This is a genomic window from Thermosipho ferrireducens, assembly GCF_017358165.1.
Taxonomy (GTDB): domain Bacteria; phylum Thermotogota; class Thermotogae; order Thermotogales; family Fervidobacteriaceae; genus Thermosipho_B; species Thermosipho_B ferrireducens.
The window spans coordinates 161,759-188,495 of the sequence record NZ_CP071446.1 but is presented as its reverse complement, the minus strand read 5'-3'; the positions used below and the strand labels follow the sequence as shown (position 1 = coordinate 188,495).

Below are 26,737 nucleotides of genomic sequence, written 5' to 3'. Positions count from 1 at the left end.
TATTCCAAGGAGTGTAAAAGCGAATAATCTATCTCCCGTATCATTCCAAGGAGCGTAAAGGCGAGAAATCCACCTCCCATGTCATTCCGAGGAGTGAAGCGACGAGGAATCTTGATTTAGCAAGAGTTAGCGAGGTTGATAAAAAAATAAGATTCCTCGCTTCGCTCGGAATGACAATAGAAACAAGATTCCTCGTCATTGCATTCCTCGGGATGAGAGAAAATCAGCGAGGTTAATTTATAATAAAAAAAACTGTGCCTGGTTAAAACCAGGCACAGTTTTGATGTCTTTAATTTGGTGTTATTGTTGTTTTACCATGTTTAAAAAGTATTCGTGAACTCTTGTATCATTTGTTAATTCTGGATGGAATGAGGCAACAAGAATATTGTCCTGTTTGAGTAATACGGGAGAATTTTCAAAAGTTGCAAGAATTTCTATATTTTCGTCGTATGAAACAACTTTTGGTGCACGGATAAATATTGCCCGAAATTTTGAGTTAAACCCTTTGATTTCTATATCAGTTTCAAAACTTTCTACCTGTCGTCCGTAAGCGTTGCGTTCAATTTTAATATTTATTGCTTTTAAAGAATCCTGTTTAAAATTGGTAACTTCGTTTGATAGCAGGATCATACCTGCACAAGTACCAAAAACAGGGAACCCAGTTTCTATTTTGGCCTTTAAAGCATCGTAAAGGTTTACCATTTTCATTATTCTAATCATAGTAGTTGATTCGCCACCTGGTATGATTAACCCATCAACTTTATCAAGTTCTTCCGGGGTTCTAACTACCATTGTCTTTATTCCCATTTTTTCGAGCATCGTTTTGTGTTCTCTAAAATCTCCCTGTATTCCCGAAACTCCTATTACCACTTCACCAGCCCCTTTCCTGCATATGCACCTCAAGCTGTTCTATTTCGAGACCTTCCATGGGCTGGCCTATGTCTTCTGAAATTTTAAGTAGCATTTCTGGATCGTTCCAGTATGTTACTGCCATAACTATTGCTTTTGCCATTTTTGCAGGATCTTTGGATTTAAATATTCCACTGCCAACAAAAACACCGTCTGCCCCTAACATCATCATTAATGCAGCATCAGCTGGTGTAGCTACACCTCCTGCAGCGAAATTAACAACGGGAAGTCTTCCAAGTTTCTTAACCTCTGCAACTAAGTTTACAGGGGCGCCTATTTCTTTTGAATAAGTAACTAATTCTTCATCTGGCATGTTCTGGACTTTTCTAATTTCGTCCATGACTGTTCGCATGTGCTTAACTGCTTCTATAACGTTTCCAGTTCCCGCTTCACCTTTGGTTCTTATCATTGCGGCGCCTTCTGCTATTCTTCTTAAAGCTTCTCCAAGATTCCTTGCACCACACACAAATGGTACTTTGAAGTCCCATTTGTTTATGTGATATTTATCATCAGCAGGAGTTAATACTTCAGATTCGTCTATGAAATCTACTCCAAGTGTTTCCAGGATCCTTGCTTCAGCTATATGTCCGATTCTTACTTTAGCCATAACAGGTATTGAAACAGCATCCATTATTTCTTTAATTTTGCTTATGCTTGCCATACGTGCAACTCCACCAGCTTTTCTTATGTCAGCTGGTACACGTTCAAGGGCCATAACTGCTACGGCACCAGCTTCTTCTGCTATTTTTGCCTGTTCAGCTGTTGTTACGTCCATAATGACTCCACCTTTGAACATTTCAGCAAATCCTTCTTTTACAAGCCATGTTCCTCTTTCAGACATGTCAAACACCTCCCTGTTTAACCTTTTAAATTATTACTGTTTCAGTGTACTCTCCAAAGACTTCGCGTAATGCGTTGCTGATTTCACCTACTGTAGCGTAAGCTTTAACCGCTTCTATAATGTAAGGCATTAAGTTTTCGTTGGTCCCTGCAACCTCTTTTACTTTTTGAAGAGTCTTCTTCACTTTTTCGTTATCACGTTTTTCTCGAAGTTTTTTCAGTTTTTGTTTTTGTTTTTCTTCAAGCTCAGGGTCAACTTTTAAAACCTTTTTTTGGTCTATTGTTTCTTCTATCTGGAATTTGTTAACTCCAACTATTACTTCTTCACCATTTTCAACGGCGAGCTGGGCTTTATATGCACTTTCGTGGATTTCTTTTTGAATATAACCCATTTCTATAGCTTTTACCATACCGCCCATTTCATCGATTTTTTGTATGTATTCTTTTGCCCTTCTTTCAATTTCGTTTGTCATAGACTCTATGGCGAAAGAACCTGCAAGTGGATCAACTGTATTTGCTACACCTGATTCATACGCTATTATTTGCTGAGTTCTTAAAGCTATCATAACTGATTCTTCTGTTGGGAGCCCGAGGGCTTCGTCGTAACTGTTGGTGTGTAATGATTGAGTTCCTCCTAAAACAGCGGCAAGCGCTTGAATTGTTACTCTTATGATATTATTAAGTGGTTGCTGAGCTGTTAAAGTGGAACCGCCTGTTTGTGTGTGGAATCTTAATCTCATAGCTGATTCTTCGGTTACGTTGAATCTTTCTTTCATTATACGTGCCCACAACCTTCGAGCGGCTCTAAATTTCGCTATTTCTTCAAGGAAATTATTGTGAGCTGCAAAGAAAAAGGATAGACGTTTTCCAAAAACGTTTGGGTCAAGTCCAGCTTTTATTGCTGTTTCTACATAAGCAATGGCGTCTGCCAGCGTGAATGCCACTTCCTGGACAGCAGTTGATCCAGCTTCTCTAATATGATATCCGCTAATACTTATAGGATTCCATTTAGGCATATTTTTCGAACAATATTCAAATATGTTTGTTATTATTCTCATTGATGGCTGAGGTGGAAAAATGTATGTACCTCTTGCTATATATTCTTTTAATATGTCGTTTTGAATGGTTCCGCTAAGTTTTTCCTGGGGGACTCCCTGTTTTTCTGCAACTGCGATATACATTGCAAGTAATATAGCAGCGGTGCTATTAATGGTCATTGATGTGCTTACTTTATCAAGAGGAATTCCATCAAACAAAACTTCCATATCTTTTAAAGAATCTATCGCTACACCAACTTTTCCCACTTCTCCTTCTGCTATAGGATCATCGGAATCGTATCCTATCTGTGTAGGGAGATCAAAAGCTACAGATAAACCCATTTGTCCCTGAGAAAGCAAATATTTGTATCTTTTATTCGACTCTTCGGCGGTTCCAAAACCTGCGTATTGTCTCATTGTCCAGAATCTTCCACGGTACATTGTGGGCTGAACTCCCCGCGTGAAAGGATACATTCCTGGAAATCCGAGGTCTTTTTCATAATCCATATCAGAAAGATCGAGGGGAGAGTATAATCTTTTTATTTCATATTCAGAAGTTGATTTAAAAAGTTTCTTTCTTTCAGGATATTTTTGAGTCAGTTTTTCAACCTTTTTTTCATATTTCTCTTCAAGTTGCTTTATTTTCTCTAAACTTTCTTTTTCAAACACAGTATTACCCCCTCAGACTTTTTGATTTACAACTAAATTATCTTACATCGCGGTTAATTTGTCTATAAGCAGATAGATACTTATTCCTGAGAATAATGGCATCTTTCTCGTTAATAAGGTTAATTTTATCCATTTTTATAGAGTATAGAAATATTTCAGCTGTTTTTTCACAAACCAGGCTTGCTGTTAAAGCCTCCCTGAGGTCAGAACCTACTGTTATAAGTCCATGGTTTCTTAAAATGACTGCGTGATTGTCTTTTAGGGCTTTTACCACATTTTCCCCCAGTTCTTTGGTGCCAGGAAGTGCGTAATCAGATACGTATATTTTTGGACCTAAAATCATTACAGCGTCTTCAACAAGAGGAGGAATATATTCTGCGACTATTGATACGACAGTCGAAAACACAGGGTGTGTGTGGACAACTGCGTTAACATCTTCTCTATGCCTGTAGATTTCCAGATGTGCTGGTAATTCAGAAGAAGGTTTAACACCTTCTATGATTTTTCCATCCATTGTAACAACACATATATCTTTTTCTTTGAGGGTATCGTACGGAATGCCAGAAGGTGTTATATAGATTTTATCTCCATTTTTTATCGATATGTTACCCCAGCTACCTTTTACAAGGTTATTCTCCATAATAAATTTTGCCGCGTATAATATCTCTTTTTTCATCCCTGACCTTTAAACCTCCCACCTTCATTTTTTAATCCATAAACACTACCATAGCCTTTAAGCGCCTGTTTGCCACGTTCTAAATTTTTTACATTGTCTTTCAAAGATTTTAATTTCTGGGATATGATTTTCTCCCGCTCCCTATCTTTTTCATATATTTTTTTTGCCATTTCTTCAGGAATTCCAGCTTTTATAATTTCAAACCGGCGTTCAAGTAAAACGTTAAGTTTTTGAAAGTCTTCCTGGTCAATACATTCATCTATTTGCTTTTCAATACTTTCAAGTTCTTTAAGGTCCAATTTTTTACCTCCTGATCTTTTTTATCTAAGTTTTCATAATAATCTTTTATTGAAATATTTGTCACCGGATGCTTATATGATGGTGCTATTTCATTCATAGGGACTATAAAAAAGTTTCTATTTTCAAAGTCATAATGTGGAATTGTTAGATTATCCAGTTCAACTACCAGATTTCCGTAAAATAAGATATCTATATCTATATTTCTTGGTCCCCATTTTATTTCACGTTTTCTTCCCATCTTTTTTTCAATGCTTAAAACAGTTTTTAGCAACTGCATTGGGGATAAATGAGTTTCAACTTCAACTACAATATTAAAGAAGTTGTCCTGTTGAGTAAATCCATAAGGTTTTGTTTCGTAAATGTTTGAAACAGTTAATATTGTTATTCCTGCATCTTTTAGTAATTCGAGTGCTTTTGTAAGATTTTCTTCTTTATTCCCAATGTTACTTCCAAGTGCTAAAAAAATTTTTCCTTCAAGTTTTTCCAGAATAACAGTGGAAAATGCGTAATCATCGTGGGATAAACTAACATGACAAAAGTTGAAACCTTCAAAATCTTTGTGCAAAACTAAATATGGTTTCCCTTCTGAATTGTTTAAAAAAGAAATATCTTTGAATGAGTGAGAACCTATGCCTTTGCCAAGAGCTTTAAAAAAAGATTCTTTTAGTGAAAAACGCCCGGCTATATATTGGGCGTTGTTTTTTCTGGCTATTTTTTCTTTCTCTGTAAGTACTCTTTTCCCTATTCTAAAATTCACTCTTGAAATCCTGGTTATATCAGTACCAATCCCTGTTATCAAATGGGGTAGCCTCCTTCAAACTCTTCGGCGATTTCCATGTCAATAAGAAGCTTTTCTTCATAACGCTCTTTTAAAAATTTCTTTCCTGTTTCACCGAGTATAACGTATATTAAAAGGTCTTCATCTGAGCTGGCAAGCAGTCCTATTGATTTTTTCGCATTTTCAAGTTCAGGTTCTATTAAATCAGCTGGTCTTACATCTATTGGTTTTTCGTCTCCTAAAATCTTTTTTTGAAGTTCTGGATCAATTGGCGCAGGTGATTTTCCGTACATTCCTTTCACATAATTTTTAACTTCATTTGTGATTTTGCTGTACCTTTCACCTGTTAGAACATTTAAAACAGCTTGGACTCCTACTATCTGACTTGTTGGTGTTACAAGCGGTGGATACCCTAAGTCTTTTCTTACAACAGGAATTTCCCTAAGAACATCCGGTAATTTGTGTAAAAGTTTTTGCTCTGTTAGTTGTTTAACAAGATTAGAATACATCCCCCCTGGAACCTGAGAAACTAATATTCTGTGATCTATACTTGTCATATTCACATCAAATTCAGAATATTTTTTTCTTACAGTTTTAAAATGCTCTACAAGAAACTCTACTTTTTTCCAGTCTATTTCTGAGATTTTCCTGTACTCTTTAGCAGAATAGTAAAAAGATTCAAACGCAGGTTGAGATGTTCCCATTGCAAATGGGGATAAAGCTGTGTCAAAATAGTCTGCACCAGCTTCTAACGCTGCAAGATAGGATAAGTTTCCAAGACCTGCGGTACAGTGGGTATGAACTTCTACTGGAACATTGAACTTATCTTTTAAGGCTTTAACAAGTTTATAACTCATTTTTGGAGTAAGTAGCCCCGCCATGTCTTTAATACATAAAGAGTGCACTCCTCTATCTATCAGTTCTTCCGCATATTTCATATAATATTCTACTGTATGTACAGGACTTATTGTGTAAGATATTGCTCCCTGAACGTGTGCCTTGTGTTTTAGTGCAACTTCAATGCTTTTTTCGAGGTTTCTTATGTCATTGAGTGCATCGAAAATTCTTATTTTATCCACACCATTTTCAATAGCTTTCTGTACAAAAAGTTCCACTGTATCATCTGCATAATGTCTATATCCAACAAGATTTTGTCCTCGAAGCAACATCTGAGTATGAGTATTTTTTAAGTTTTCTTTTATAATTCTTATCCTTTCCCACGGATCTTCGTTCAAAAACCTGACACAAACGTCAAACGTTGCACCTCCCCATACTTCCATTGCAGAAAAAGACATTTCATCCATTGCAGGGAGTGCGGGAAGCATATCAGATATCCTCATTCTGGTTGCTATTAACGATTGATGTCCGTCTCTTAGCGTTGTGTCAACAAACATTCTTACCACCCTCATTTATTTTCTGATTCTTCTTTTTCGTATGTTAATTTTCTGCTGACCTTTTTTACTACAGCAAATTCTAATTCGTCACCTTCTTTTATATCATCGAACTTTTCAAGTTTTATTCCACATTCTTGTGGTGCATCTACCCTTTTTACATCCTGTTGATAATGCTTTAATGATTCTATCTTGCCTTCAAAAACCAGTGCTCCATTTCTGTAGACTCTTACAATCCCAGAGCGTTCCACAAACCCTTCATACATCTGTACACCGGCGATGGAGCCCACCTTTTTGATTTTGAATACTTTCTTTACTTCTCCACGGCCTGTTATTTCTTCAACCTCTTCTGGTTCGAGCATTCCTTCAAGAGCCGCTTTTAAATCATCTATCAATTTGTATATTATTGTGTAAGTTTTTATTTGAATTCCCTCCGCTTCTGCCATTTTTCGGGCTTGAGTGTCAGACTTTACTCTAAATCCAAGAATTATTGCATCAGATGCGGAAGCAAGCATAACATCACTTGTGGAAATGGCTCCCACTGCCGAGTGAATAATATTAATTTTTACTTCTTCAGTTTGTAGTTTGTTTATTGCGCCTGAAAGTGCTTTTACTGAACCCAGGGTATCTGCTTTAACTATAAGTTTTAATTCTTTTTTCTCGGATTCTTCCATCATTTTCAATATTTCTTCAAGTTTCATATGACGTTTTTTACGTAACTCTCTTTGTTCAATTTCTCTGATTTTCTCTGTAATTTCTCGGGCTTTGTTTAAACTTTCAACAGAATAAATCACACTATGCGAATCGGGTAGTTCTTCAAATCCGACTATCATAACAGGAGTTGCTGGGCCAGCTTCTTTAATCCTTTTTCCTTTATCATTTACAAGAGCTTTCACTTTTCCGAGCACCTTTCCAGCTATTATATAATCGCCTACATGAAGAATACCGTCTTTAATTATGGCATTTGCTACAGGTCCGTAACCTCTATCGAGTTTTGTTTCTATTGTGATAGCTCTCACAGGTCCATCAGGAATAGCCTTTATTTCCTGCATTTCGGCGACAAGAAGAATCATTTCCAGCAATGTATCAACATTTTCACCTTTTTTTGCTGAAATGGGAACAGTTATTGTGTCTCCACCCCAGTCTTCTGGAATTAAAGATAGCTTACTTACCAATGCTTGCTTTGTTAATTCAACATTTGCATTTGGTTTATCTATTTTATTTATGGCAACTATTATAGGAACGTTGGCAGACTTTGCGTGATTGTATGCTTCTATGGTTTGGGGCATAACGCCATCGTCCGCTGCTACTACCAGAACAACTATATCAGTTGCCTGAGCACCTCTTGCACGCATTTCCGTAAATACCTCATGACCAGGCGTGTCTATAAAGGTTATTTTTTTTCCGTTAATTTCAACCTGGTATGCACCAATACTCTGCGTTATTCCTCCTTCTTCCTTTTCCACCACGCGTGTTCGTCTTATGTAGTCAAGTAATGTAGTTTTTCCGTGGTCAACATGTCCCATAATAGTAACTATCGGTGGCCTTAAAACTAAATTCTGCGAATCTTTATGCTTTGTTTCAAAATATTTTTCTATCTCTGCAAGTGGATTTTCTATTGCTTCTTCTTCTGTTTCTTCTATATCAAAGGATATTTTAATTTCATATATTTTTGCTATTTTTTTCGCAAGTTGAAGGTTTAGCGATTGACCGGGTTTTAATATTTCCCCTTTCATGAAGAAATCTTGAATAATTCTGTTTTGCGGGACATTTATCTTTTGTGCAAATTTATCTAATTTCAAATCATCTTCTGTGATTTTGACAGTTGGTTTCTTCTTTTCTACCTTTTCTTTTTCTGGTTCTTTTTTTGATTTTGTTTTTTTCGTTTCTATTTCTTCATAAGTTTCGTAATCTTCGCTATACATTTCAAGAAGTATATTTACGGTCTCTTCATCAATGTAACTCATGTGACTTTTCACTTCTATGCCTAATTCTGCAAGTTCTTGCATTAATTCTTTCGTATCCATTTCAAGTTGTCTTGCAAGTTCATATACTCTTAATCGTGCCAATTGAATCACCTCCTGCGTACCTAAAAGATTATAACATAACATATTTTATCTATTTTTATTCTTATGTTTTAGTTTTTTCATTGTTTCGTGTTCTTTATCTATTTCATTTATAAGATCTTCAAGTTTCCAGGTGATATTTATAGGTGTGGTAGTTGCAAAAATTAATTCTTTTTCTGGAAAATTTTCGCGCATTAACTTTAATATTTTTAATACCTCATCTCTGGAAAAACCATGCATTATAATGTATCGCTTCTCTTTTTCCATTTTTACCACACTCCTCTATTTCACTGTTCGAATAAATTGTAACACACTTTCGAAAATTTGTTTAGAAAGCCGTGATGGAATTTGGCGAGATTGGCAAGATTAGCGAGGCTGGTAAAAAAAAATAAGATTCCTCGCTTCGCTCGGAATGACAATAAGGAAAAAAATCCCTTGCCTTCCTGCCTCTCAGGAAGACATCCCTTTTGTTGCTTTTGTTCCTCAAAGTGATATGGAAAAAAGCGCGTACCGACCCGGGTACGCGCTGTAAAAACCTGAATAGAGAAAAGTACTATATCTGGAAATGCTCTATTCTTTCATGAAGACTTCTCATATTTTCGGAAATTGTTTGTATGGATGCTACAAGTTCTTCTGTGGCACTATTTATTTCCTGGAGGGAAGCATTTGCATTCTGAGAAGACTTAGCAGCGATATTAAGTAGGTTATTTAGTCTATCAATAGCAGAGGTCATTTCCTCGAGACCTGCGCTTTGCTCCTGAGCACTTGCCGCAACTGTTTCTACACCATTTTGAATAATTGCAATCGCTTCTTTTATCCTATTAAACACTTTTTCAACATTTTCCACGGCTCCTAATGTTTTATTTATTGCATTAGCAGTTTTATCCACAGAATCAGATGAACTTGAAACCCCTTCTTTTATTGAGTTTAGAATTTCAACAATCTGTCCTGTGGCGTTTTTACTTTCTTCGGCAAGCTTTCTTATTTCCTCAGCGACAACTGCAAATCCTTTTCCTGCCTCACCAGCTCGCGCTGCTTCTATAGCGGCGTTTAAGGCTAAAAGATTAGTTTGCTCAGAAAGACTGTTAATAACATTTACTATGGTATTTATATTTTCGGTAAATTGCAAAAGTGAGTTAAGCATTTCTTTAGTGTGTTCACTTGATGCTTTAGACTCTTTTGCTAAGTCTATAACTTCGAGAACTTCATCTGTGCTTTTGTTGGTAAGCTCAAGAACTATATTTGTTTTTTCGAGGATTTCCTGGGCTGCTTTGGCATTCGTGTCTGCAGTTGAAGAGAACTCTTCAACAGTCGCAGTAATTTCCTGAAGTGTCGCTGAATTATCCTCAGCTTCTTTGCTTAACACGTTCACAGACTCGACGATGGTTGAGAGATTTGCAGATAGCTGTTCTGAAACAGCCGAGATCTCCTGAGTGCTGGAATTTATTTCCATTGAGGCATTGTTTATAGCTATAATAGTATCCTGTAGAATTTTTCGAAGCTTTTCTACAGATTTTGCCGCTTTGCCTATTTCATCTCTACTTTTAATTTGCTCTATCTCTATGTTTAACTTTCCATGGCTAAGATTTTCGACTAAAACAGCAAGTTTTTTAAGAGGCCGTGTAAAACTTAAAGTGGTTAAGTAACCTATCAATATTGTTATACTAATTGTGGTAAAAAATATAAAGTAAATACTTTTTTTCATCTTTTGAGTTACTTTCTGGTGATTGGTTTCAAGATTTATAGTTATTCTTTTTAACAATTTAATGATTTCATTATTATAGGAAAATATTTTATCAAGTGTTGATTGTTTAACATTACTTATTTTCAAAGATCTGGTTTCAAGTATTAGCTTTGAGATTATTGCGTTTAGCTTTTTCATACTGGCGAGGTTTTCGCCATCTAAAAATTTTTCGGTAGATTTTAATTTATCAGCTATGTTTTGGAACATGTTAACAGAGTTTTGTAAGACTTTTTTGTCTCGAGCGGAAAGTCCTTTAAAGAGCTTTGTAGTAGCATCTGCTAATTCATCTTTATATGTATTTAATAAGCTGGTGCTTTTGGCAATTTGTTCAACGTTTTTGATATTTAATAATGACAATATCTCGCTTAGAGTAAATCCAATTAACATTATACAAACTATGACTGTAAGTTTTGCAGCAATGCTTTTCATGGATATCACACTCCTTTGTCTCAATTTTTTAGTCTTATAATAATATAGGTTATATTCTGGAGACTCAATAGGTTTGGGAAATATCGAGAGTTTCAATTTTTAATTAGTAATTTGTTTTCCAAATTTTTCGGTCATGAACTTGATATCAACAGGTTTAGAAGATGGTTTTGCAAAATAAAATCCCTGGTAATATCTATAACCCATATCCAATAATAGTTTTAACTGATCTTCTGTTTCTATTCCCTCTATTATTACGGCTTTATTAGAGTTTTGCATGATTGGTAATAATTCGCGCAGGAAAAAAGTATTTGGTCTGGAAAATTCTATTGCTCTGGAAAGACTTCTATCTATTTTTACTATACTTACATTTTCAGATAATATAATCTTAAAAGTTGCACCGCCTGCTCCAAAATCATCCAATGCAACCATGTAACCTTCAGAATTAAGAAATTCTATAGCGTTGAAAAAAGCTGAAAAATCTTCTATAAATGTACTTTCAGATATTTCACAAATTACCTGGTCGCCTGATATTCCATTGTTTTTGAAGTCTTTTACAACTCTATCTGCAAAAAGAAGAGCTGATGGTCCAAGATTTATACTGAGTTTGGCTTTTTTATTTTCTTTAAGTATGGTTTTAAAATTGTAAAGGTGTATTTTTCTGGTTAAATTATCTAATTCAAACTCTAAATCGTTTAAAGATGCAATTTTAAATAAAAGTGATGGATTTCTTAGTTTTGATTCTTCTGGCCCTCTTACAAGTGCTTCGTAAGCATATATCTTTTTGTCCTTGATATCAACTATTGGTTGAAAATGACTTTCTAATTTGTTTCTGTTTAATATTTCAAAAAATTCCATTGTCAGTTTGTTTAATTTTAACTTTTTTCTAACTTCTGCATTTTTTATTGCTATTTTTAGGGCATTAATTACACTTTCGTCATTGGGGGAATTAACAACTGCGTACCCTACCGAGAAGCCAAAGAAATCTTCAAAAGGATTTCGAAAAGCTTTAAAATGTTGCTTTATTTGACCAAGATAATCGTCGCTCAAAAAGAAAGAGATTATTTTTTCTTCAAAGAGTTCTATTTGCCTTTCTATGCTTTTTTCATTGGAAATATCGTGTTGAAGGACAACTATGGAAATAAAGTCTAAGGAATCTGTGACTGTGGTAACAATGGGATAGAAATAGTTTGATAACTCTTTTTGAAATCTCTCTTTAATTTTGTAAGGATCAAGGGAATGAAGAAGATAATCTATCCACGTTTCATTGCGAAGAAAGCTTTTTATAACGAGCGCTAATATTGTTGATTTTTTAAAAATTGTGTTTATGACTTTAAGTTTTTCGATATTATCCTTATTGAATAGAACATTTGTTATATTTCTTAACGCTTGCTTTTCTTCTTTGTTCCATTTCCACATGTGATACTTCTCCTCGTTTTGATATATCTTTGATAATTTTTTGTATTTTATAATTTAGCATTTTTTTTTTTTTTTTTTTTTTTTTTTTTTTTTTTTTTTTTTTTTTTTTTTTTTTTTTTTTTTTTTTTTTTTTTTTTTTTTGTTTTTTTTTTTTTTTTTTTTTTTTTTTTTTTTTTTTTTGTTTTTTTTTTTTCAATTTTTTTTTTTTTTTTTTAAACTTTTTTTTTTTTTTTTTTTTTTTTTTTTTTTTTTTTTTTTTTTTTTTTTTTTTTTTTTTTTTTTTTTTTTTTTTTTTTTTTTTTTTTTTTTTTTTTTTTTTTTTTGTAAACGTTGTGTTAACTTACCCTGTGTTTTTATTTTTGCAATTTTATCTTCAGGTGATTAGAAGATGATTATAACTTCTAAGGGCTTTAATTGTACTACATATTTTTTTAAGGTTCAAGATTTTTATATCACGATTTCTTTAACTTATTTTTTGAGATGTTTATTTCTTTATAATAATGGCGTTGTAATATATAAAAAATGGATTCTCGTTTTTAATTATTTTTCGTTTTTTCATTAACTCTTATCAACTTTTGCTAATTATAAAATTCCTCACCCTACGGGTTCGAAATGACATAAATGGGGGAACAAATCTTGCCAATCTCGCTAACCACGTCAACTCTTGCTAACCTCGCTAATATTGTATTTACGGAAGTCTTTTAGAGAAAAACATAAAGTCAATTTAGAATCGTGTTATAATGTAAATTGATATTTTATTAATAATTGAGGTGATCATTTGTGTTTTTTGATTTGAAGAATTTTATACTCCTTTATAATGAAATAGGTTACAATGAATACAAAGATTTTATTTTACATTCATTTCATGTTGCAAAATTCTCCGCGCTGATTGCAAAGGAATTAGGTTTTCAAAATTACGGTGACATTTATGTAATAGGGTTGCTTCATGATGCAGGATTTCTTACAATTAATGAGCTGTTGAACGTTATAAATCAATTGAAGAAATATAATAATCTTTCAAGGGTGGATAATCTGGAAGAAATAGGATTTCATTCAACACTTTCTTGTTATCTTTTGAAAAATACAGGATTATTCGATGAATCCTTAGCTGAAAGTGTGAAATACCATCACAGTGAGTATTCAGATAATGGATTAGAAAGGATAGTAGGGAGTATTTTAAAATTAGCTGACACTATTTCCTGGTTTTTCTTTCAAATTAAAAGTTTTGAAGATTATGCGGCTATTATTCCAGATATATGGAAAAGACTTGAAAATGAAAAAATACCAGACAATCTTAAAAATACCGCTATAAGTTTGCTTAAAGATTATAAGATAATAGATAAGCTAATTGATAACAAGCCTCATATGGAAATGTTCGGAAATTTTAACAAAAATTTATCCGCAAATGATTGTGTAAATTTGTCGAAAATAATAGCTTTTATTCAAGAAATAAGAAGTCCAACAACGAAAGATCATGTTTTTCTTGTTTCGAAAGTTTCGCAAAAGCTGGGAGAATATATACTTGGAAAAGCTGATGGTACTTTACTTAAGGTAAGTGGATATTTACATGATCTTGGGAAACTGAAAACTCCTTTGAAAATTTTGCATAAAAGGGGTACATTAACAGAGGTGGAACGCATTTTGATTCAAAAGCATGTGTTTGATACCATAGATATGCTTTTGAATTCAGGCATGGACAATTTAGCCTTTCTGGCAGGATCACATCATGAGAAACTTGATGGTTCAGGATATCCATTTGGGCTTGACGAAGAAGAACTCGATATTTACAAGCGTATAATAGTTATTGCAGATTATTATTCTGCACTTATTGAGCCAAGACCTTATAGGGAACCTTTGCATTACAAAAAAGCCCTGTCTATTTTAAAAGAAGAAATAGACAGGGGCAAACTTGATAAAAAGATTTATAATGAACTTAAAAATATTGCAGAAAGCGATTCGACTTTGCAACAGGCGCGTCATGAAGATGCTTTAGAAGACATTTTTGGTTCAAGTTTAAGTGAAATCAATTCAGTTGCAGAAAAATTTTTGATAAATTAGTATTTTAAAGCGTTCGCAAATTTTACAATTCTATGTTTTTAAGAGACTGCTGGGCAGTTATTATAGCAGAAATTACTGCAGAAACAGTGTCGAATTTTTTGGATGTTTCACCCAAAATTTTCGTGGCTTCCGATATAAGAGTTACCTCGTTTTCTAATTCGTCTTTTGCTACGGAAAGTGTTTCCTGAGTTTCCGATAAAATTTTTACATTCTCTGCCATATAATTCATAGCCTTTTCTAAGGCACTTTGAACAACTACAAATAGTTCCATTACATCTTCTATAGCTTTCAAAGCTTCTCTTACAGATTCTGCTATTTGATTAACTTTTTCTGAGATAGTATTTGAAGTTTCACGTGACTCATCGGCAAGTTTTTGAATCTCTGAAGCAACCACAGCAAAACCTTTTCCGTATTCACCTGCTCGTGCTGCTTCAATTGAAGCATTTAAAGCTAATAAATTAGTTTGTTTGGCAATTCTCTGGATAGCACCCACAAGTTTTGTAATCTCTGAAAACTGTTTCAATGCATCCGAAGTTTTTTCTACAGTTTCTGAAAAGTCCTGACTGATACTGCTAATGCTCGAACCAGTTTTTGAAAGTTCTTCATTTATTTGAGCGTTTAAGCTTTGGGCACCTTCTATGTTTTTTACCAATCTATCACTGTTATGTGTAAATCTATTCATTATTTCATTAAGACTTATGCTAAGCTCTTTAAAATCTGAGCTTACCTGACTGACTTTACTTTTTATATTTTCAATCCTTGAAATCAATACTTCATCTAATTGTTCCATAAATGAGGTTAAAAGATTTTGAGCAAAAAACGCTGATGTTATTTTACCAAGGGTTTCTCTATCTATACTCATTACTCTCAACTCCCGTAAATTTCTCCGAGTATATCAATACCACATTTTAAATTTTTGAGCCATTCTAAGAAATTATTAGCTGCTATGCCTTTCATAACTGCTCCATGTTGAGGTGCAATCATGTCAATTGGTCTCTTTGAAACTATTTCAACCCATTTTTTACAAACAATGTTTGATACCATATACCTTTTATGAAATCCTTCCATGTATTTTAAATGCTCTTTAAAGTCGTCTTCTATTATTTGTTTTCTTTTTCCTTTTGGAAAAACTGCTGCGCCTATGTCACCGCTGAAAAGGATTCTGGATGTAGGATCGTATACACTGAAGTTTCCAGGAGAATGCATAAAATGAGCCGGGATTATTTCGAACGTTGCTCCAGAGTTCCCGCTTATCTTTTGCTCGTGCCCTTTTAATCCTATTATTCTTTTTAAGTCAAAGACTCCAAAATGCGGTAAAAATCTTATCCACAGCTCAGAAATATATATCTTTGCATTTTTGGCAATGGTGAGCCACATAGAAATTCCCGATGTAACATCTGGATCCTGGTGTGTGTAAAATATCAGTTCTATGTCTTTGGGAGAAATAACTTCTGAAACATTGGCAAGTACCCTGGGGAAAACATGTGCACCGCCGGGATCTAATAAGATTCCCTTTCCTTTATTAACTATCAAATATTGGTTGGTTTGAACAATACCTTCTTCTTCTTTTTCTTCCCAACCAAGTAAATAAAACTTGTATTCACCTTTTTCAAAAAGTGTTATTGTACTAACCTGTGACATTTTTAATATACCTCCTTAATTTTGGTTAACTATCATAACATTATAACACATATTAACTATGTCCCTGTGTTAAAATTGTTACGTTAGAGTTAGCGAGGTTAGCGAGTGTTGGCGAGGGTTATTAAAAAAAACAAGATTTCTCGCTTTGCTCGGAATAACAGAGAAAGAGGTTTTCATTTCGAAGAACAAGAAAGCGAGGAATTTTCTCTACTGCGTCATTCCGAGGAGCGTATGCGACGAGGGATCTTATAACTGGCAAGGTTGGCGAGGTTAGCGAGATTAGCGAGAGTTAGTAAAAAATAAGATTCCTCGCGTACGTTCGGAATGACAAAGAGGGAAAAATCCTTCGTCACTATGCTCCTCTGGATGACAAAGAAGGAAATTGGTGATGACAAGAAAAAAGGTGTCATTCCGAACCTGAGGGGTGAGGAATCTTATAATTAGCTATGTTAGTAAAACCTGTTCCAAGAAGTGGAACGTTGAAGGAGCTTACAGGGTTAGTGAAAGAAAGTGAAAAGAAAAAAATCAGGTGGGAGGGAAAGTATGCCAAAATTGAAAGATTTTTCGTGGGCACTTGTTACAGGTGCTTCTTCTGGTATAGGCGAGGAGTTTGCTTTTCAACTTGCTCAAAAAAAGATTAATCTGATTATACATGGAAGAAATGTTGAACGTTTGGAAAAAATAAAAGAAGAATTAAGTGCTCGTGGTATAATGGTAAGATATTTTTCAGCGGATTTTTCTTCAAAAGGAGGTGTTGAGAGTTTAATTGATTTTGTGGAAAGAGAAAATATAGATGTAGATCTTTTGATAAATAATGCGGGTTTTGGTCATTACGGTGAGTTTTTATCTCATGATATTTTATTTTACAAAAAAATGATTGAAACAAACATTGTTGCATTAACAGAATTAACTTACTATTTTGCAAGTAAATTTGTTGAGAAAAGGAGAGGCGGTATTATAAACGTTGCATCTGTTGCAGGATATTTACCTCTTCCACGGTTCTCTGTTTATGCTGCCACGAAAGCTTTTGTTTACAATTTTTCAATGGCACTATGGGCAGAGTTAAGTAAATACAACGTGCACGTTTTGTGTCTTTCTCCTGGAACAACGAAAACAAGGTTTTTCGAAAGAATCAATAAAACAAATGTAAATGGGATGCCTGTGGAAAAGGTTGTTAGAACAGCTCTTGAAGCTTTTGAAAAAGATAAACCTTCTGTTATTCCAGGTTTTTTAAATAAACTTTTTGTGTTTACCGAAAGTCTAATTCCTAAGAAACACCTTACAAAATTAGTACAAAAATATTTCTGAGAGGGGGATAAAAATGGTTAAAAAGCTTTTTATTATTTTTATAGCGGTAATTTCTGTAGTTAGTTTTGCAGGTATTTATTATGGCAATTTACATGCACATACTACGTATTCTGATGGGAGCAAAACACCTGAATATGCATACAATTATGCAAAAAACTTTGTTGATGTTCAGGCAATAACCGACCATGCTTATTACTTTACACAATTGATAGATGGTAAGACAAAACCTTATCTTACTAAACTTGCTGCTGCCAGTGCTACTGTTCCCGGGGAATTCGTTGCCTTACAGGGGTTTGAATGGACATCGGGAATTGGGCATATAAATGTCTATGAGTCTACAAAATGGCTAAGTAGAGCCCAGGACGATTCATTAGAGGGTTTTTATTCATGGCTTGCTAAAAACAGGAAATTAGCTCAATTCAATCATCCTATTAAAACGTTTGGAAATTTTAGAGATTTTGAATATTTTCCAGAAGCTGATAAATATGTGAATCTTATCGAAGTTGGAAATGGAAATTGGGCTCTGGGAGATGTAATATCTCCAGAGATGTTTAAAAACTATATTCTTGCGTTGAATAATGGCTGGCATCTTGGAGCTACAGTTGGTCAGGATAATCACAAGCCAAATTGGGGAAGTGCAAACGATAGTAGGGTGGGTATAATAGCAGACACGTTAAGTTATGATGATATAATGAATGCATTATGGAATCGGCACACGTTTGGTACAGAAGACAAAAATGTAAAAATAGATTTTTCTTATAAACATTACATAATGGGTGATATAGTTTATAACCCACCTAAAAAGGTAGTTTTAAGTTTCAATTACGAAGATGAGAATGATCCTATGAGTTATTTTGCTTTAATTTCTCAAAGTGGTACAGTAGTTGAGGATTATCCTGATGTTAGTAATTATGCAACACGCATAGAAGTTGAACTCCCAGACGGTTACGAGTGGTTTTTTGTATATGTCAGGCAAAATGATTCTCAGGAAATAATAACTGCTCCCATATGGTTTCAAAATGAAAGTTCTGTGTATGTAAACAATATACGTATTAACCAGCAGAAGCTATTTGTTGGGGATGATGCAGGAATATTTTTTGATGTATATAATGTAACAGATAAGCCTGTAAAAATAAATTTAGAAGTAGTTGATAATGAAACAATTATTTCAAATAAAACTTTATCATTTGGTCCATACGAAGTAAAAAAATCTTCTGTAAAACTTTATAATTTAAGTCAGGGAATGCATAAAATAAAATTCACTATTAACGGGGTTTCTGTACAATCAATAGTTTTACTTGTTAATGAAAAAGTAGGTAAAACTGTTATGATAGATACTTTGCATGAGAATGATTATATTGATGAGTTAAAGCAATTAGCGCCTCTTATGGAAAAGAGCGGATACAATGTTATTTACCCTAAGAAAATGCTTACAAAACTTTCTAAAGTGGATATACTTATTATACCCACTCCAAAAAAAGATGGATTTGATTTTGCAAAGGATTTATTACCCCCAGAACTTAATGCTTTGAATAGCTTCAAAGGCGAAATTATTTTAATTCCCGGGAGCGATGAGGTGTACAAAAAACTATACCTTGAAAAGATAAAAGGAAATGTGAATGTTATGGATTTCGCAGAATTACCAGAATATTTTAATCTGCCAGAGGTTAAAAAGACAGACACTGTGATAATAGACGTTGGGCATTTTAACGATTATACCCAAGATAAATTGACAAAACTTGAAAACTATTTGAAGAGTAAAGGATTAAAAGTGGTTTATGTTCAAAAGCTGGAAAATTTAAAAGCAGATGTTTTAATAATTTCTAATGGTAAGGATTTTTCTGAAGTAGAAATTCAAAATATTGTAAAATTTGTGCAAAACGGCGGAAAACTTATAATTAGTGGTAAAAGTGATTTCAGAAATGGAGGAAATACTAAGGATTTAAATGAGATTTTGTCCGCTTTAAAGGCTCCATTTAAATTCAATGATGACCAGGTGATAGATGCCACAAACAATTACGGAGCGCCTTACAAAGTATTAGCAAATGATGTAAGGTTTTACAGTCCGTGTTCAATAATAGTAAGTGGTGACGCCCAGATTTTAATAGAGTCATTTACAGCGAAATCTGAAGATAAGGATGGTAATGGCGATGCTGTGCCAGTTTCACGTATTATTCTGGCTGCAAAATCAAATATAGGTAATGGAGTTGTTATAGCACTTGGAAAAGCTGTGTTTTCAGATTATGACTTTGATTATAACAAAGAATTTATTGCAAATATTTTCGATTATTAATAATTCAGGTTGATAAATACTCTTTTATAAGATATAATAGAATTGCAGGTTTTTTGTTTGCGGACAGAAAGGGTGGTGGTAATATGTTTGATAAATTTTCTGAAAGGTCCGCACAGGTTTTTGTAACTGCTCAAGAAGAAGCAAAAGAATTGGGACATTCTTATGTTGGAACAGAACATATTCTTCTGGCTATATTAAAGCTTAAAGACAATAATATTCAACCTGTACTTGAGAAACATGGCATCACTTATTCCAGAATAAGAAGTGAGATCATTTCTATAGTAGGTATGGGTATGCGTGGGTTTATAATGTCACCCCAGATGACACCACGTGCAAAAAGAGTGACTGAGCTTGCTTATGAAGAAGCGAAAGTTTTGGGTGAAGATAAAATAGATCCAGAGCATTTGCTACTTGGGATATTGCGTGAAGGCGAAGGAATTGCTGTACATATTTTGAAAAAAATAGGAGTTGACATTTCTCAATTGAGGAAGGAGTTATCAGGAACCATGGCGGAAGAAGAAAATTATAACAGTTATAATAGTCCAGAAAGTGCTATTAGTACTCCTACACGGCAACTGGATGGTTTTGGAGTTAATTTAACGGAACTGGCATTCAGAGGAGAACTTGATCCCGTGATCGGGAGAGAAGCTGAAATAGAACGTGTAATGCAAATTCTTGTAAGGCGAAAGAAGAATAATCCAGTGCTTATTGGAGATCCTGGTGTTGGAAAATCTGCCATTGTTGAAGGCCTTGCGCAGCGTATAGTTGCAGGAGAGGTACCTGAGCCTTTAAAGGGAAAAATTATTTTTTCATTAGATGTGGCTTCTCTGGTGGCTGGTACAAAATATAGAGGTGAATTTGAAAAAAGGATGAAGAAATTGCTCCAGATACTGAAAAAAGAGAAAAATATAATATTATTTATAGACGAAATTCACATGATTGTTGGTGCCGGTTCTGCTGAGGGCGCAGTGGATGCCGCAAATATTTTGAAGCCGTCGCTTGCAAGGGGAGAGGTAAAATGTATAGGTTCAACTACTCCTGATGAATACAGGCAGTACATAGAAAAAGATGCGGCTCTTGAAAGACGGTTTCAAAAAATATATGTCCAGGAACCATCTCCAGATATGACACTCAATATATTGAAAGGTCTTAAACACAAATACGAGTCTCATCACAGGGTAAAGTATACGGAAGAAGCGCTGGAAGCTGCAGTTTACCTTTCACAAAGATATATAACAGATCATTTCTTACCTGACAAAGCTATAGATGTCATAGACGAGGCGGGTGCACGTGCGAGATTAAAAGCCTTTGTGATGCCATCTGATCTTCAGCTTTTTAAGATGGAAATAGAAAACGTAAAAATTGAAAAAGAGTTAGCAGCAGCAAGCCAGGATTATGAGAAGGCAGCTATGCTTAAAGAAAAAGAAAGTGAACTTAAGAGAAAGTTTAATGAACAATACAATGAATGGAGACATGCTGTAGAACGAAGTGTTATAGTGGTGGATGTTCCTGAAATAGAGGAAGTTGTTTCAAATTGGACAGGAATTCCTCTTAAAAAGCTTGAAGAGGGAGAAAGTGAAAAACTTCTAAATTTAGAAAATGCTCTCCACGAACGGATAGTGGGGCAGGAAGAAGCGGTTAATGCTGTAGCGAAGGCTATTCGCAGGGCAAGAAGTGGTTTAAAAGATCCAAAACGGCCGGTAGGAGTTTTTCTTTTCCTTGGGCCTACTGGTGTGGGTAAAACGGAACTTGCCAAAACACTCGCAGAGTATCTTTTCGGTGATGAAAAAGCGCTTGTCAGATTTGACATGAGTGAATATATGGAGAAATTTTCAGTTTCTCGATTGATTGGAGCACCTCCAGGATATGTTGGATACGAAGAGGGAGGAACATTAACTGAAAAAATCAGAAGAAGACCATTTTCTGTTATTTTATTTGATGAGATAGAAAAGGCACATCCAGATGTTTTTAATTTGTTACTTCAAATAATGGATGATGGTAGACTTACCGATTCCCAGGGGCATGTTGTTGATTTCAGAAATTCTATAATAATAATGACAAGTAATATTGGCGGAACCCAGATAGTTAGCGGGAAGAAAACTCTTGGTTTTGTGGAACAGGCAGATAAAAACATAGAATTTAAGGAAATGAAGGAAAAAGTTTTAAACGAAGTTAAAAAAACATTCAGACCAGAATTTTTAAACAGGATAGATGAGGTAGTAGTATTCCATAAACTTACTGAAAAGCATATAGAGGAGATAATAGAAATTCTTTTGAAAGACATAAGAAAACGTCTTGAAGAAAAGGGAATAGGTCTTGAGCTTACAAAAAAAGCTAAAGGCTTTTTAGTACAGGAAGGATATGATCCCGCATTTGGAGCGAGGCCACTTAAAAGAACAATCCAGCGTTACATAGAAGATGCCTTATCTGAAGAATTGTTGCGTGGAAAATTCAAAGAAGGTGACATAATAGTTTGTAACTATTCCAACGGAAAAATTACGTTCAAAAGAAAAAAAAGTGACAGGGTTAAGGTGAAAAATGAGTAAAACAAAAATTATTTATGTTTGTGATAATTGCGGGTATGAATCTCCCAAATGGTTTGGTAAGTGCCCTGTATGTAATGAATGGAACACTGCAAAAGAGCTAAAGTTATCCAATATAAATAAAGCGGGAGAGGAAAGCTCCCGCTTCTTCTTGTTAGAGGAAATATCAGAGGTCGAGATGTTTGAACGATTGATAACCAGATACTCCGAGATAAACAATCTTTTTGGTGGGGGTGTAGTCCCTGGTCAGGTAATATTGTTAGGCGGCGAGCCTGGTGTTGGTAAAAGTACTCTTGCCCTTCAATTGTGTTACGAGCTTTCCAGGTATGGAAAAGTGGCGTACATTACCGGGGAAGAAAGTGCTATGCAAATAGCCCTTCGTGCGAAAAGACTTAAAATTGAGAACAGTGGGATATATCTTTCCACGGAGAATAACATAGAATCTGTCCTGACAAATCTGAGGAAACAAGAGCTCACCTTTGTCGTTTTTGACTCTATTCAGACTCTTTATTCTAACAAAGTTGATTCTGCTTCAGGTGGTGTTTTACAGGTCAGAACAGTTGTAGATGAGGTTCGAAAATTTTCCAAGGATACCGGTATCGCTTCACTTTTAATAGCACATGTAACAAAAGGTGGAAATATAGCCGGTCCTAAATTGGTGGAGCATATAGTGGATACTGTGATTTATTTTGAAGGGGAAAAAAGCACTGATTTAAGGGTATTGAGAGTGTTGAAAAACAGATTTGGACCAAGTGGAGAAATAGCAATATTTTCAATGAGTGAAAGCGGCTTAAAAGAATTAAAAGAGAGAATTTTTATAGAAGAAAGTCCCATGCCAGGAAATACTATAACTTCTTTGTACGAAGGTTCAAGACCTTTTCTTGTTCAAATTCAAAGTTTAGTCTCGCGTGATAAAATAGCCACCGCTCGAAGAATTAGTCATGGAATAGATGTTAGAAAAATTATAATAATGTCGGCTGTTATTTCAAAGCATTTGAATTTGCCTGTTGAATCTCATGACGTGTATGCAAATGTTTCAGGTGGTTTGAAAATAACTGATTCAGCGTGTGATCTGGCAATAGCTGCATCTATTTTGTCTTCTTTTTTAAACAAATATATAGGCAAATTTGTTATAATAGGTGAAGTTGGACTTGATGGAAGTATAAGAAATGTGCATAACATAAAGAAAAGAATAGAAAACGCCATAAGATCTGGCTATGATAAGTTTATTATTCCAAAAAAGGCAAATGTTCCAGGTTCGGAGAGCGTTATCAAATTAGGAAATTTAAAAGAATTGCTCAATTATATGATTGATTTATAATATTGGTGAAATTAGCGAGGTTAGCGGGATTGGCGAGAGTTGGCGAGGTTGGTGAAAAGGAACAAGATTCCTCACGTTCGTTCGGAATGACAATAAGGAAAAAGATCCCTCGTCTGCGCTCGGGATGACAAAGAAGGAGAATAGGGATGACAGGAAAAAGGGTGTCATTCCGAACCCGAAGGGTGAGGAATCTTATTATTAGCGAGGTTGGCAAGATTAGCGAGGTTAGCGAGAGTTAGCGAGAGTTGGCGAGGCTGGCGAGGCCTGTCCTGAGGAGTGAAACGACGAAGGATTTTGCGAGATTGGTATAGTTTACAGAAGATGTTATGGAAAATTAATTAAAATAGAATAAAAACATAACAGAATGGGAGGGAATTTATTATGGCAAAAACAAAAATAATAGTTGACAGTACCTCAGATATTCCACCCTCATGGCTCGAGAAATACGATATTGATATGGTAGCTCTTCATGTTAATTGGCCTGATGGGACAAGCGAACCAGATGATACAAGAAAATCAGAAGAGTTGAAAGATTTCTATCAAAAGCTGTCTCTTGCAGAGAAACTTCCAAAAACTTCACAACCTTCTATAAAGCAGTTTCAGGATGTGTATATGAAGGCTTTAAATGATGGTTATGATAGCATCTTGGTTTTAACGATTTCTTCGAAAATGTCTGGAACGGTTAATTCTGCAAAATTAGCAGCCAGCGAGTTTGATATACCAATTGAAGTGGTGGATACAAAGATGGCCTCTTCAGTAGTGGCTCTAATGGCCAAATATGCCAGAGAATTATCGAATGAGGGTCTAAGTGTGAAAGAAATAGCAGAAAAAGTTATGGAAAAACGATTTGGAGGAGGATTTCACGCTATATTTTTTGTTTCGGATTTTAACTTTCTGGTAAAAGGCGGAAGGGTGAACAGATTTACAGGATTTGTTGGAAGCTTACTTAAAATAAGGGTGGGAATTTATATTAATAATGAAGGAGAAATGATACCATTTGAGAAGGCAAGAGGAGCAAAAAAAGCTTATGCTATGATACTTAACAAAATGGAGGAAGAGGGCATAAAAATTGGTCAGGATATAGGATTAATAGGTGTGCATTGTGACAACATGGAAGATATAAAAGAAATGGTAAAACTTCTTGAAGAAAGGTATAACGTAAAGTATATAGATTATGCTAATACAGGAAAAGTAATATCCACTCATGTTGGAATTGGAATGGCGGGGTTTGGAATAGAAGTGTTGTAAACACAGGAAAAAGGAGGTAGTTGTGTGAGCAACGAGTTTCTCTGGGTTGTTTTAATGGTTGTGAACTTTGTGGGAATTCTTATTTTTTACAGATATGCGGGCAAAACCGGCTTGTATGTCTGGACGGCCATTGCTACGATTACTGCAAATATCCAGGTTGTAAAAACTGTTCAGCTTTTTGGGTTTGTAGCGACACTTGGTAACATTGTATATGGTACTACTTTCCTTGTGACCGATATTCTTTCAGAGAACTATGGAAAAAAGGAAGCTCGAAAGGCTGTATACATTGGCTTTGGAAGTCTTATTAGTATGACCGTTATTATGCAAATAGCAATTTTATTTAAGCCAGATGCCTCAGATTTTGCACAGCCAGCTTTAAAAACCATATTTTCTATAATGCCAAGAATTGCCATAGCGTCATTGACTGCCTATTGGCTTTCTCAGCTTCATGATATCTGGGCATATCATCTATGGAAAAATAAATTTCCTCAAACGAAATTTTTGTGGATGAGGAATAATTTTTCAACAATGGTCTCCCAATTTATAGATAGTCTGGTTTTCTGTTTCATTGCTTTCTGGAAGGTATACCCTCAAAATATATTCTGGAGTATTTTCTGGACAACATATATATTTAAATGGATTGTTGCAGCAGCGGATACACCATTTCTATATTTTGCAAAAAAGCTTCACGATAGCGGAAAGATCAATGAGCTGGTAGTTGAGTAAATCATTTTACACAAAATTAACGTTGCTTACCCCTTGACACGAAGCTATCTTTATGGCACAATATATAACGGTTTGAGTGAGATGTTGAGTCGGGGACGTGGTGAAGCCTGGTTATCATGCCGGTCTGTCACACCGGTGGCCGCGGGTTCAAATCCCGTCGTCCCCGCCAGAATCAGGAAAGGACCCGAAAGGGTCCTTTTTTGTTTTTTTATAAATTTTGTTTTTCAGGAAATTATAATTTAGAACTATAGTTTGAATTTGTTGTGAATAATTTCATTTTCATTACTTAGGTGTAATTTTCCAAAAAATGCTATATCCAACCTCTTCGTAAAATAAAAGGAAATGAGCGTTGAATATTTCAAAAATTGTTTTCAAAGAAATAACAATCTATAAGTGAAAAATAGTACTAACTGTGTTATAATACCATTGGAATGGTATAAATGTCTGGGAGGTGGCCATATTGGCGGTTTGTGAAAAGCACACGGGACTATACAAGCAACTTGATGAATACATAGAAAGTGTAAAAGATAAAAAAGGTATGTTAATTAATGTGCTTCATAGAGCACAGGAGCTTTTTGGCTGGCTTCCTCAGGAAGTACAGGACCATATCGCCAAAAAATTGAATATACCAGTCTCTACAGTTTATGGAGTTGTGACATTTTATAACTTTTTCTCAACCAAACCAAAAGGTAAACATCAAATTAAAGTATGTCTTGGTACGGCATGCTATGTAAAGGGTGCTGACCGTGTTATGGAGAGATTCCTCAATGAGCTTGGTGTGGAAGAAAGCGAAGTTACACAAAATGGATTATTTTCTGTCCATGGAGTCAGATGTCTTGGCGCATGTAGTATGGCTCCCGTTGTATTGATTGGCGAAAAAGATTTTTATGGAAAAGTTACTCCTGACATGGTACCTGAAATTTTGAAGAAATATAATAAGGAGGGGGAATAATGGGTAAAATAAAAAGTTTGGAAGAACTTATGAAAATTAAGGAGGAAGCTTTAAAAAATGTCAAAATGAGGGAAGCGGGTAAAAGAGGAAAAATAGTTGTGGCCATGGGAACTTGTGGAATCGCAGCAGGTGCGAAAGATACACTCAAAGCCGTTGTAGAAACACTTGATGAATTAAATATAGATGATATAGCTGTGGTTCAGTCAGGGTGTATGGGGCTTTGTGAGGTTGAACCAACCATTGAGGTTGCTCTTGAAGGAGAGGAGCCAATTATTTATGGACGCGTTACTCCTGAAAATGCAAAAAGAATTATAAAATCACACATCGTTGATGGAGAATTAGTAAGTGACTTAATAGTAAAAAGAGGAGAAGTTTAAAGGAGGTTGAAAAAT

General features: G+C 34.9%; 22 protein-coding genes and 1 tRNA gene. 10 read left to right on the top strand and 13 right to left on the bottom strand.

Annotated elements, in window-relative coordinates; translation table 11 throughout:
* Positions 1 to 300: 300 nt before the first annotated feature.
* The 11 genes from pdxT to JYK00_RS00890 all read right to left on the bottom strand — a co-directional run bounded on the left by pdxT (position 301) and on the right by JYK00_RS00890 (position 12,255).
* Positions 301 to 870, bottom strand: coding sequence for a pyridoxal 5'-phosphate synthase glutaminase subunit PdxT (pdxT, locus tag JYK00_RS00940; RefSeq protein ID WP_207566862.1), 570 nt, complete (start codon positions 868 to 870; stop codon positions 301 to 303).
* Between the two features lies 1 nt (position 871).
* Positions 872 to 1,750, bottom strand: a complete 879-nt coding sequence (gene pdxS / locus JYK00_RS00935; protein ID WP_207566861.1) for a pyridoxal 5'-phosphate synthase lyase subunit PdxS — start codon at positions 1,748 to 1,750, stop codon at positions 872 to 874.
* Between the two features lie 25 nt (positions 1,751 to 1,775).
* A complete protein-coding gene (locus JYK00_RS00930) occupies positions 1,776 to 3,455 on the bottom strand; it encodes an acyl-CoA mutase large subunit family protein (protein ID WP_207566860.1) in 1,680 nt (559 codons plus the stop codon).
* A gap of 37 nt (positions 3,456 to 3,492) precedes the next feature.
* On the bottom strand, positions 3,493 to 4,131 hold the full coding sequence (locus JYK00_RS00925; protein ID WP_207566859.1) for a class II aldolase/adducin family protein: 639 nt from the start codon (positions 4,129 to 4,131) through the stop codon (positions 3,493 to 3,495).
* Positions 4,128 to 4,430 carry an RNA-binding protein gene (locus JYK00_RS00920; protein WP_207566858.1) on the bottom strand — a complete coding sequence of 101 codons (303 nt, stop codon included), beginning with the start codon at positions 4,428 to 4,430 and terminating at the stop codon, positions 4,128 to 4,130. Before JYK00_RS00920 ends, JYK00_RS00925 begins: the two co-directional genes overlap by 4 nt.
* A complete protein-coding gene (gene folK / locus JYK00_RS00915; RefSeq protein ID WP_207566857.1) occupies positions 4,391 to 5,230 on the bottom strand; it encodes a 2-amino-4-hydroxy-6-hydroxymethyldihydropteridine diphosphokinase in 840 nt (279 codons plus the stop codon). The genes JYK00_RS00920 and folK overlap by 40 nt, the downstream gene beginning before the upstream one ends.
* Positions 5,227 to 6,603: a pyruvate carboxylase subunit B gene (locus JYK00_RS00910; protein WP_207566856.1), complete on the bottom strand. Its 1,377-nt coding sequence runs from the start codon at positions 6,601 to 6,603 to the stop codon at positions 5,227 to 5,229. Before JYK00_RS00910 ends, folK begins: the two co-directional genes overlap by 4 nt.
* A gap of 11 nt (positions 6,604 to 6,614) precedes the next feature.
* Positions 6,615 to 8,669 carry a translation initiation factor IF-2 gene (gene infB / locus JYK00_RS00905; RefSeq protein WP_207566855.1) on the bottom strand — a complete coding sequence of 685 codons (2,055 nt, stop codon included), beginning with the start codon at positions 8,667 to 8,669 and terminating at the stop codon, positions 6,615 to 6,617.
* 45 nt (positions 8,670 to 8,714) lie between these two features.
* On the bottom strand, positions 8,715 to 8,933 hold the full coding sequence (locus JYK00_RS00900) for a DUF3783 domain-containing protein (RefSeq protein WP_207566854.1): 219 nt from the start codon (positions 8,931 to 8,933) through the stop codon (positions 8,715 to 8,717).
* Positions 8,934 to 9,219: 286 nt separating this feature from the next.
* Complete coding sequence (locus JYK00_RS00895; protein WP_207566853.1) at positions 9,220 to 10,839, bottom strand: methyl-accepting chemotaxis protein; 1,620 nt, start codon at positions 10,837 to 10,839, stop codon at positions 9,220 to 9,222.
* A 99-nt stretch (positions 10,840 to 10,938) separates the two neighbouring features.
* The gene (locus JYK00_RS00890) at positions 10,939 to 12,255 is read right to left on the bottom strand and encodes an EAL domain-containing protein (RefSeq protein WP_207566852.1); all 1,317 of its coding nucleotides are present in this window, start codon (positions 12,253 to 12,255) and stop codon (positions 10,939 to 10,941) included.
* A gap of 780 nt (positions 12,256 to 13,035) precedes the next feature.
* Here JYK00_RS00890 and JYK00_RS00885 point away from each other — a divergent pair.
* Entirely contained in the window at positions 13,036 to 14,313 is a 1,278-nt protein-coding gene (locus tag JYK00_RS00885; protein ID WP_207566851.1) for an HD domain-containing phosphohydrolase, read from the top strand.
* A gap of 22 nt (positions 14,314 to 14,335) precedes the next feature.
* Here JYK00_RS00885 and JYK00_RS00880 read toward each other — a convergent pair whose 3' ends face one another.
* Complete coding sequence (locus tag JYK00_RS00880; RefSeq protein ID WP_207566850.1) at positions 14,336 to 15,175, bottom strand: methyl-accepting chemotaxis protein; 840 nt, start codon at positions 15,173 to 15,175, stop codon at positions 14,336 to 14,338.
* 5 nt (positions 15,176 to 15,180) lie between these two features.
* Positions 15,181 to 15,954, bottom strand: a complete 774-nt coding sequence (locus tag JYK00_RS00875; RefSeq protein WP_207566849.1) for an oxygen-binding di-iron domain-containing protein — start codon at positions 15,952 to 15,954, stop codon at positions 15,181 to 15,183.
* 543 nt (positions 15,955 to 16,497) lie between these two features.
* Here JYK00_RS00875 and JYK00_RS00870 point away from each other — a divergent pair.
* From JYK00_RS00870 to JYK00_RS00830, 9 genes are all read left to right on the top strand, one after another.
* Positions 16,498 to 17,262: an SDR family NAD(P)-dependent oxidoreductase gene (locus JYK00_RS00870; RefSeq protein WP_207566848.1), complete on the top strand. Its 765-nt coding sequence runs from the start codon at positions 16,498 to 16,500 to the stop codon at positions 17,260 to 17,262.
* A gap of 13 nt (positions 17,263 to 17,275) precedes the next feature.
* The gene (locus tag JYK00_RS00865) at positions 17,276 to 19,555 is read left to right on the top strand and encodes a CehA/McbA family metallohydrolase (RefSeq protein WP_207566847.1); all 2,280 of its coding nucleotides are present in this window, start codon (positions 17,276 to 17,278) and stop codon (positions 19,553 to 19,555) included.
* Positions 19,556 to 19,638: 83 nt separating this feature from the next.
* The gene (locus JYK00_RS00860; protein ID WP_207566846.1) at positions 19,639 to 22,101 is read left to right on the top strand and encodes an ATP-dependent Clp protease ATP-binding subunit; all 2,463 of its coding nucleotides are present in this window, start codon (positions 19,639 to 19,641) and stop codon (positions 22,099 to 22,101) included.
* Positions 22,094 to 23,419 (top strand): DNA repair protein RadA, encoded by a 1,326-nt coding sequence (radA, locus tag JYK00_RS00855; protein WP_207566845.1) that lies wholly within the window; start codon positions 22,094 to 22,096, stop codon positions 23,417 to 23,419. The genes JYK00_RS00860 and radA overlap by 8 nt, the downstream gene beginning before the upstream one ends.
* A gap of 381 nt (positions 23,420 to 23,800) precedes the next feature.
* Entirely contained in the window at positions 23,801 to 24,667 is an 867-nt protein-coding gene (locus JYK00_RS00850; protein WP_207566844.1) for a DegV family protein, read from the top strand.
* A 24-nt stretch (positions 24,668 to 24,691) separates the two neighbouring features.
* Entirely contained in the window at positions 24,692 to 25,393 is a 702-nt protein-coding gene (locus JYK00_RS00845; RefSeq protein ID WP_207566843.1) for a queuosine precursor transporter, read from the top strand.
* A 91-nt stretch (positions 25,394 to 25,484) separates the two neighbouring features.
* Positions 25,485 to 25,562, top strand: a tRNA-Asp gene (locus JYK00_RS00840).
* Between the two features lie 291 nt (positions 25,563 to 25,853).
* The gene (locus JYK00_RS00835; RefSeq protein WP_207566842.1) at positions 25,854 to 26,345 is read left to right on the top strand and encodes an NADH-quinone oxidoreductase subunit NuoE family protein; all 492 of its coding nucleotides are present in this window, start codon (positions 25,854 to 25,856) and stop codon (positions 26,343 to 26,345) included.
* The gene (locus JYK00_RS00830) at positions 26,345 to 26,722 is read left to right on the top strand and encodes a (2Fe-2S) ferredoxin domain-containing protein (RefSeq protein WP_207566841.1); all 378 of its coding nucleotides are present in this window, start codon (positions 26,345 to 26,347) and stop codon (positions 26,720 to 26,722) included. Before JYK00_RS00835 ends, JYK00_RS00830 begins: the two co-directional genes overlap by 1 nt.
* The last annotated feature ends 15 nt before the right edge of the window (positions 26,723 to 26,737 follow it).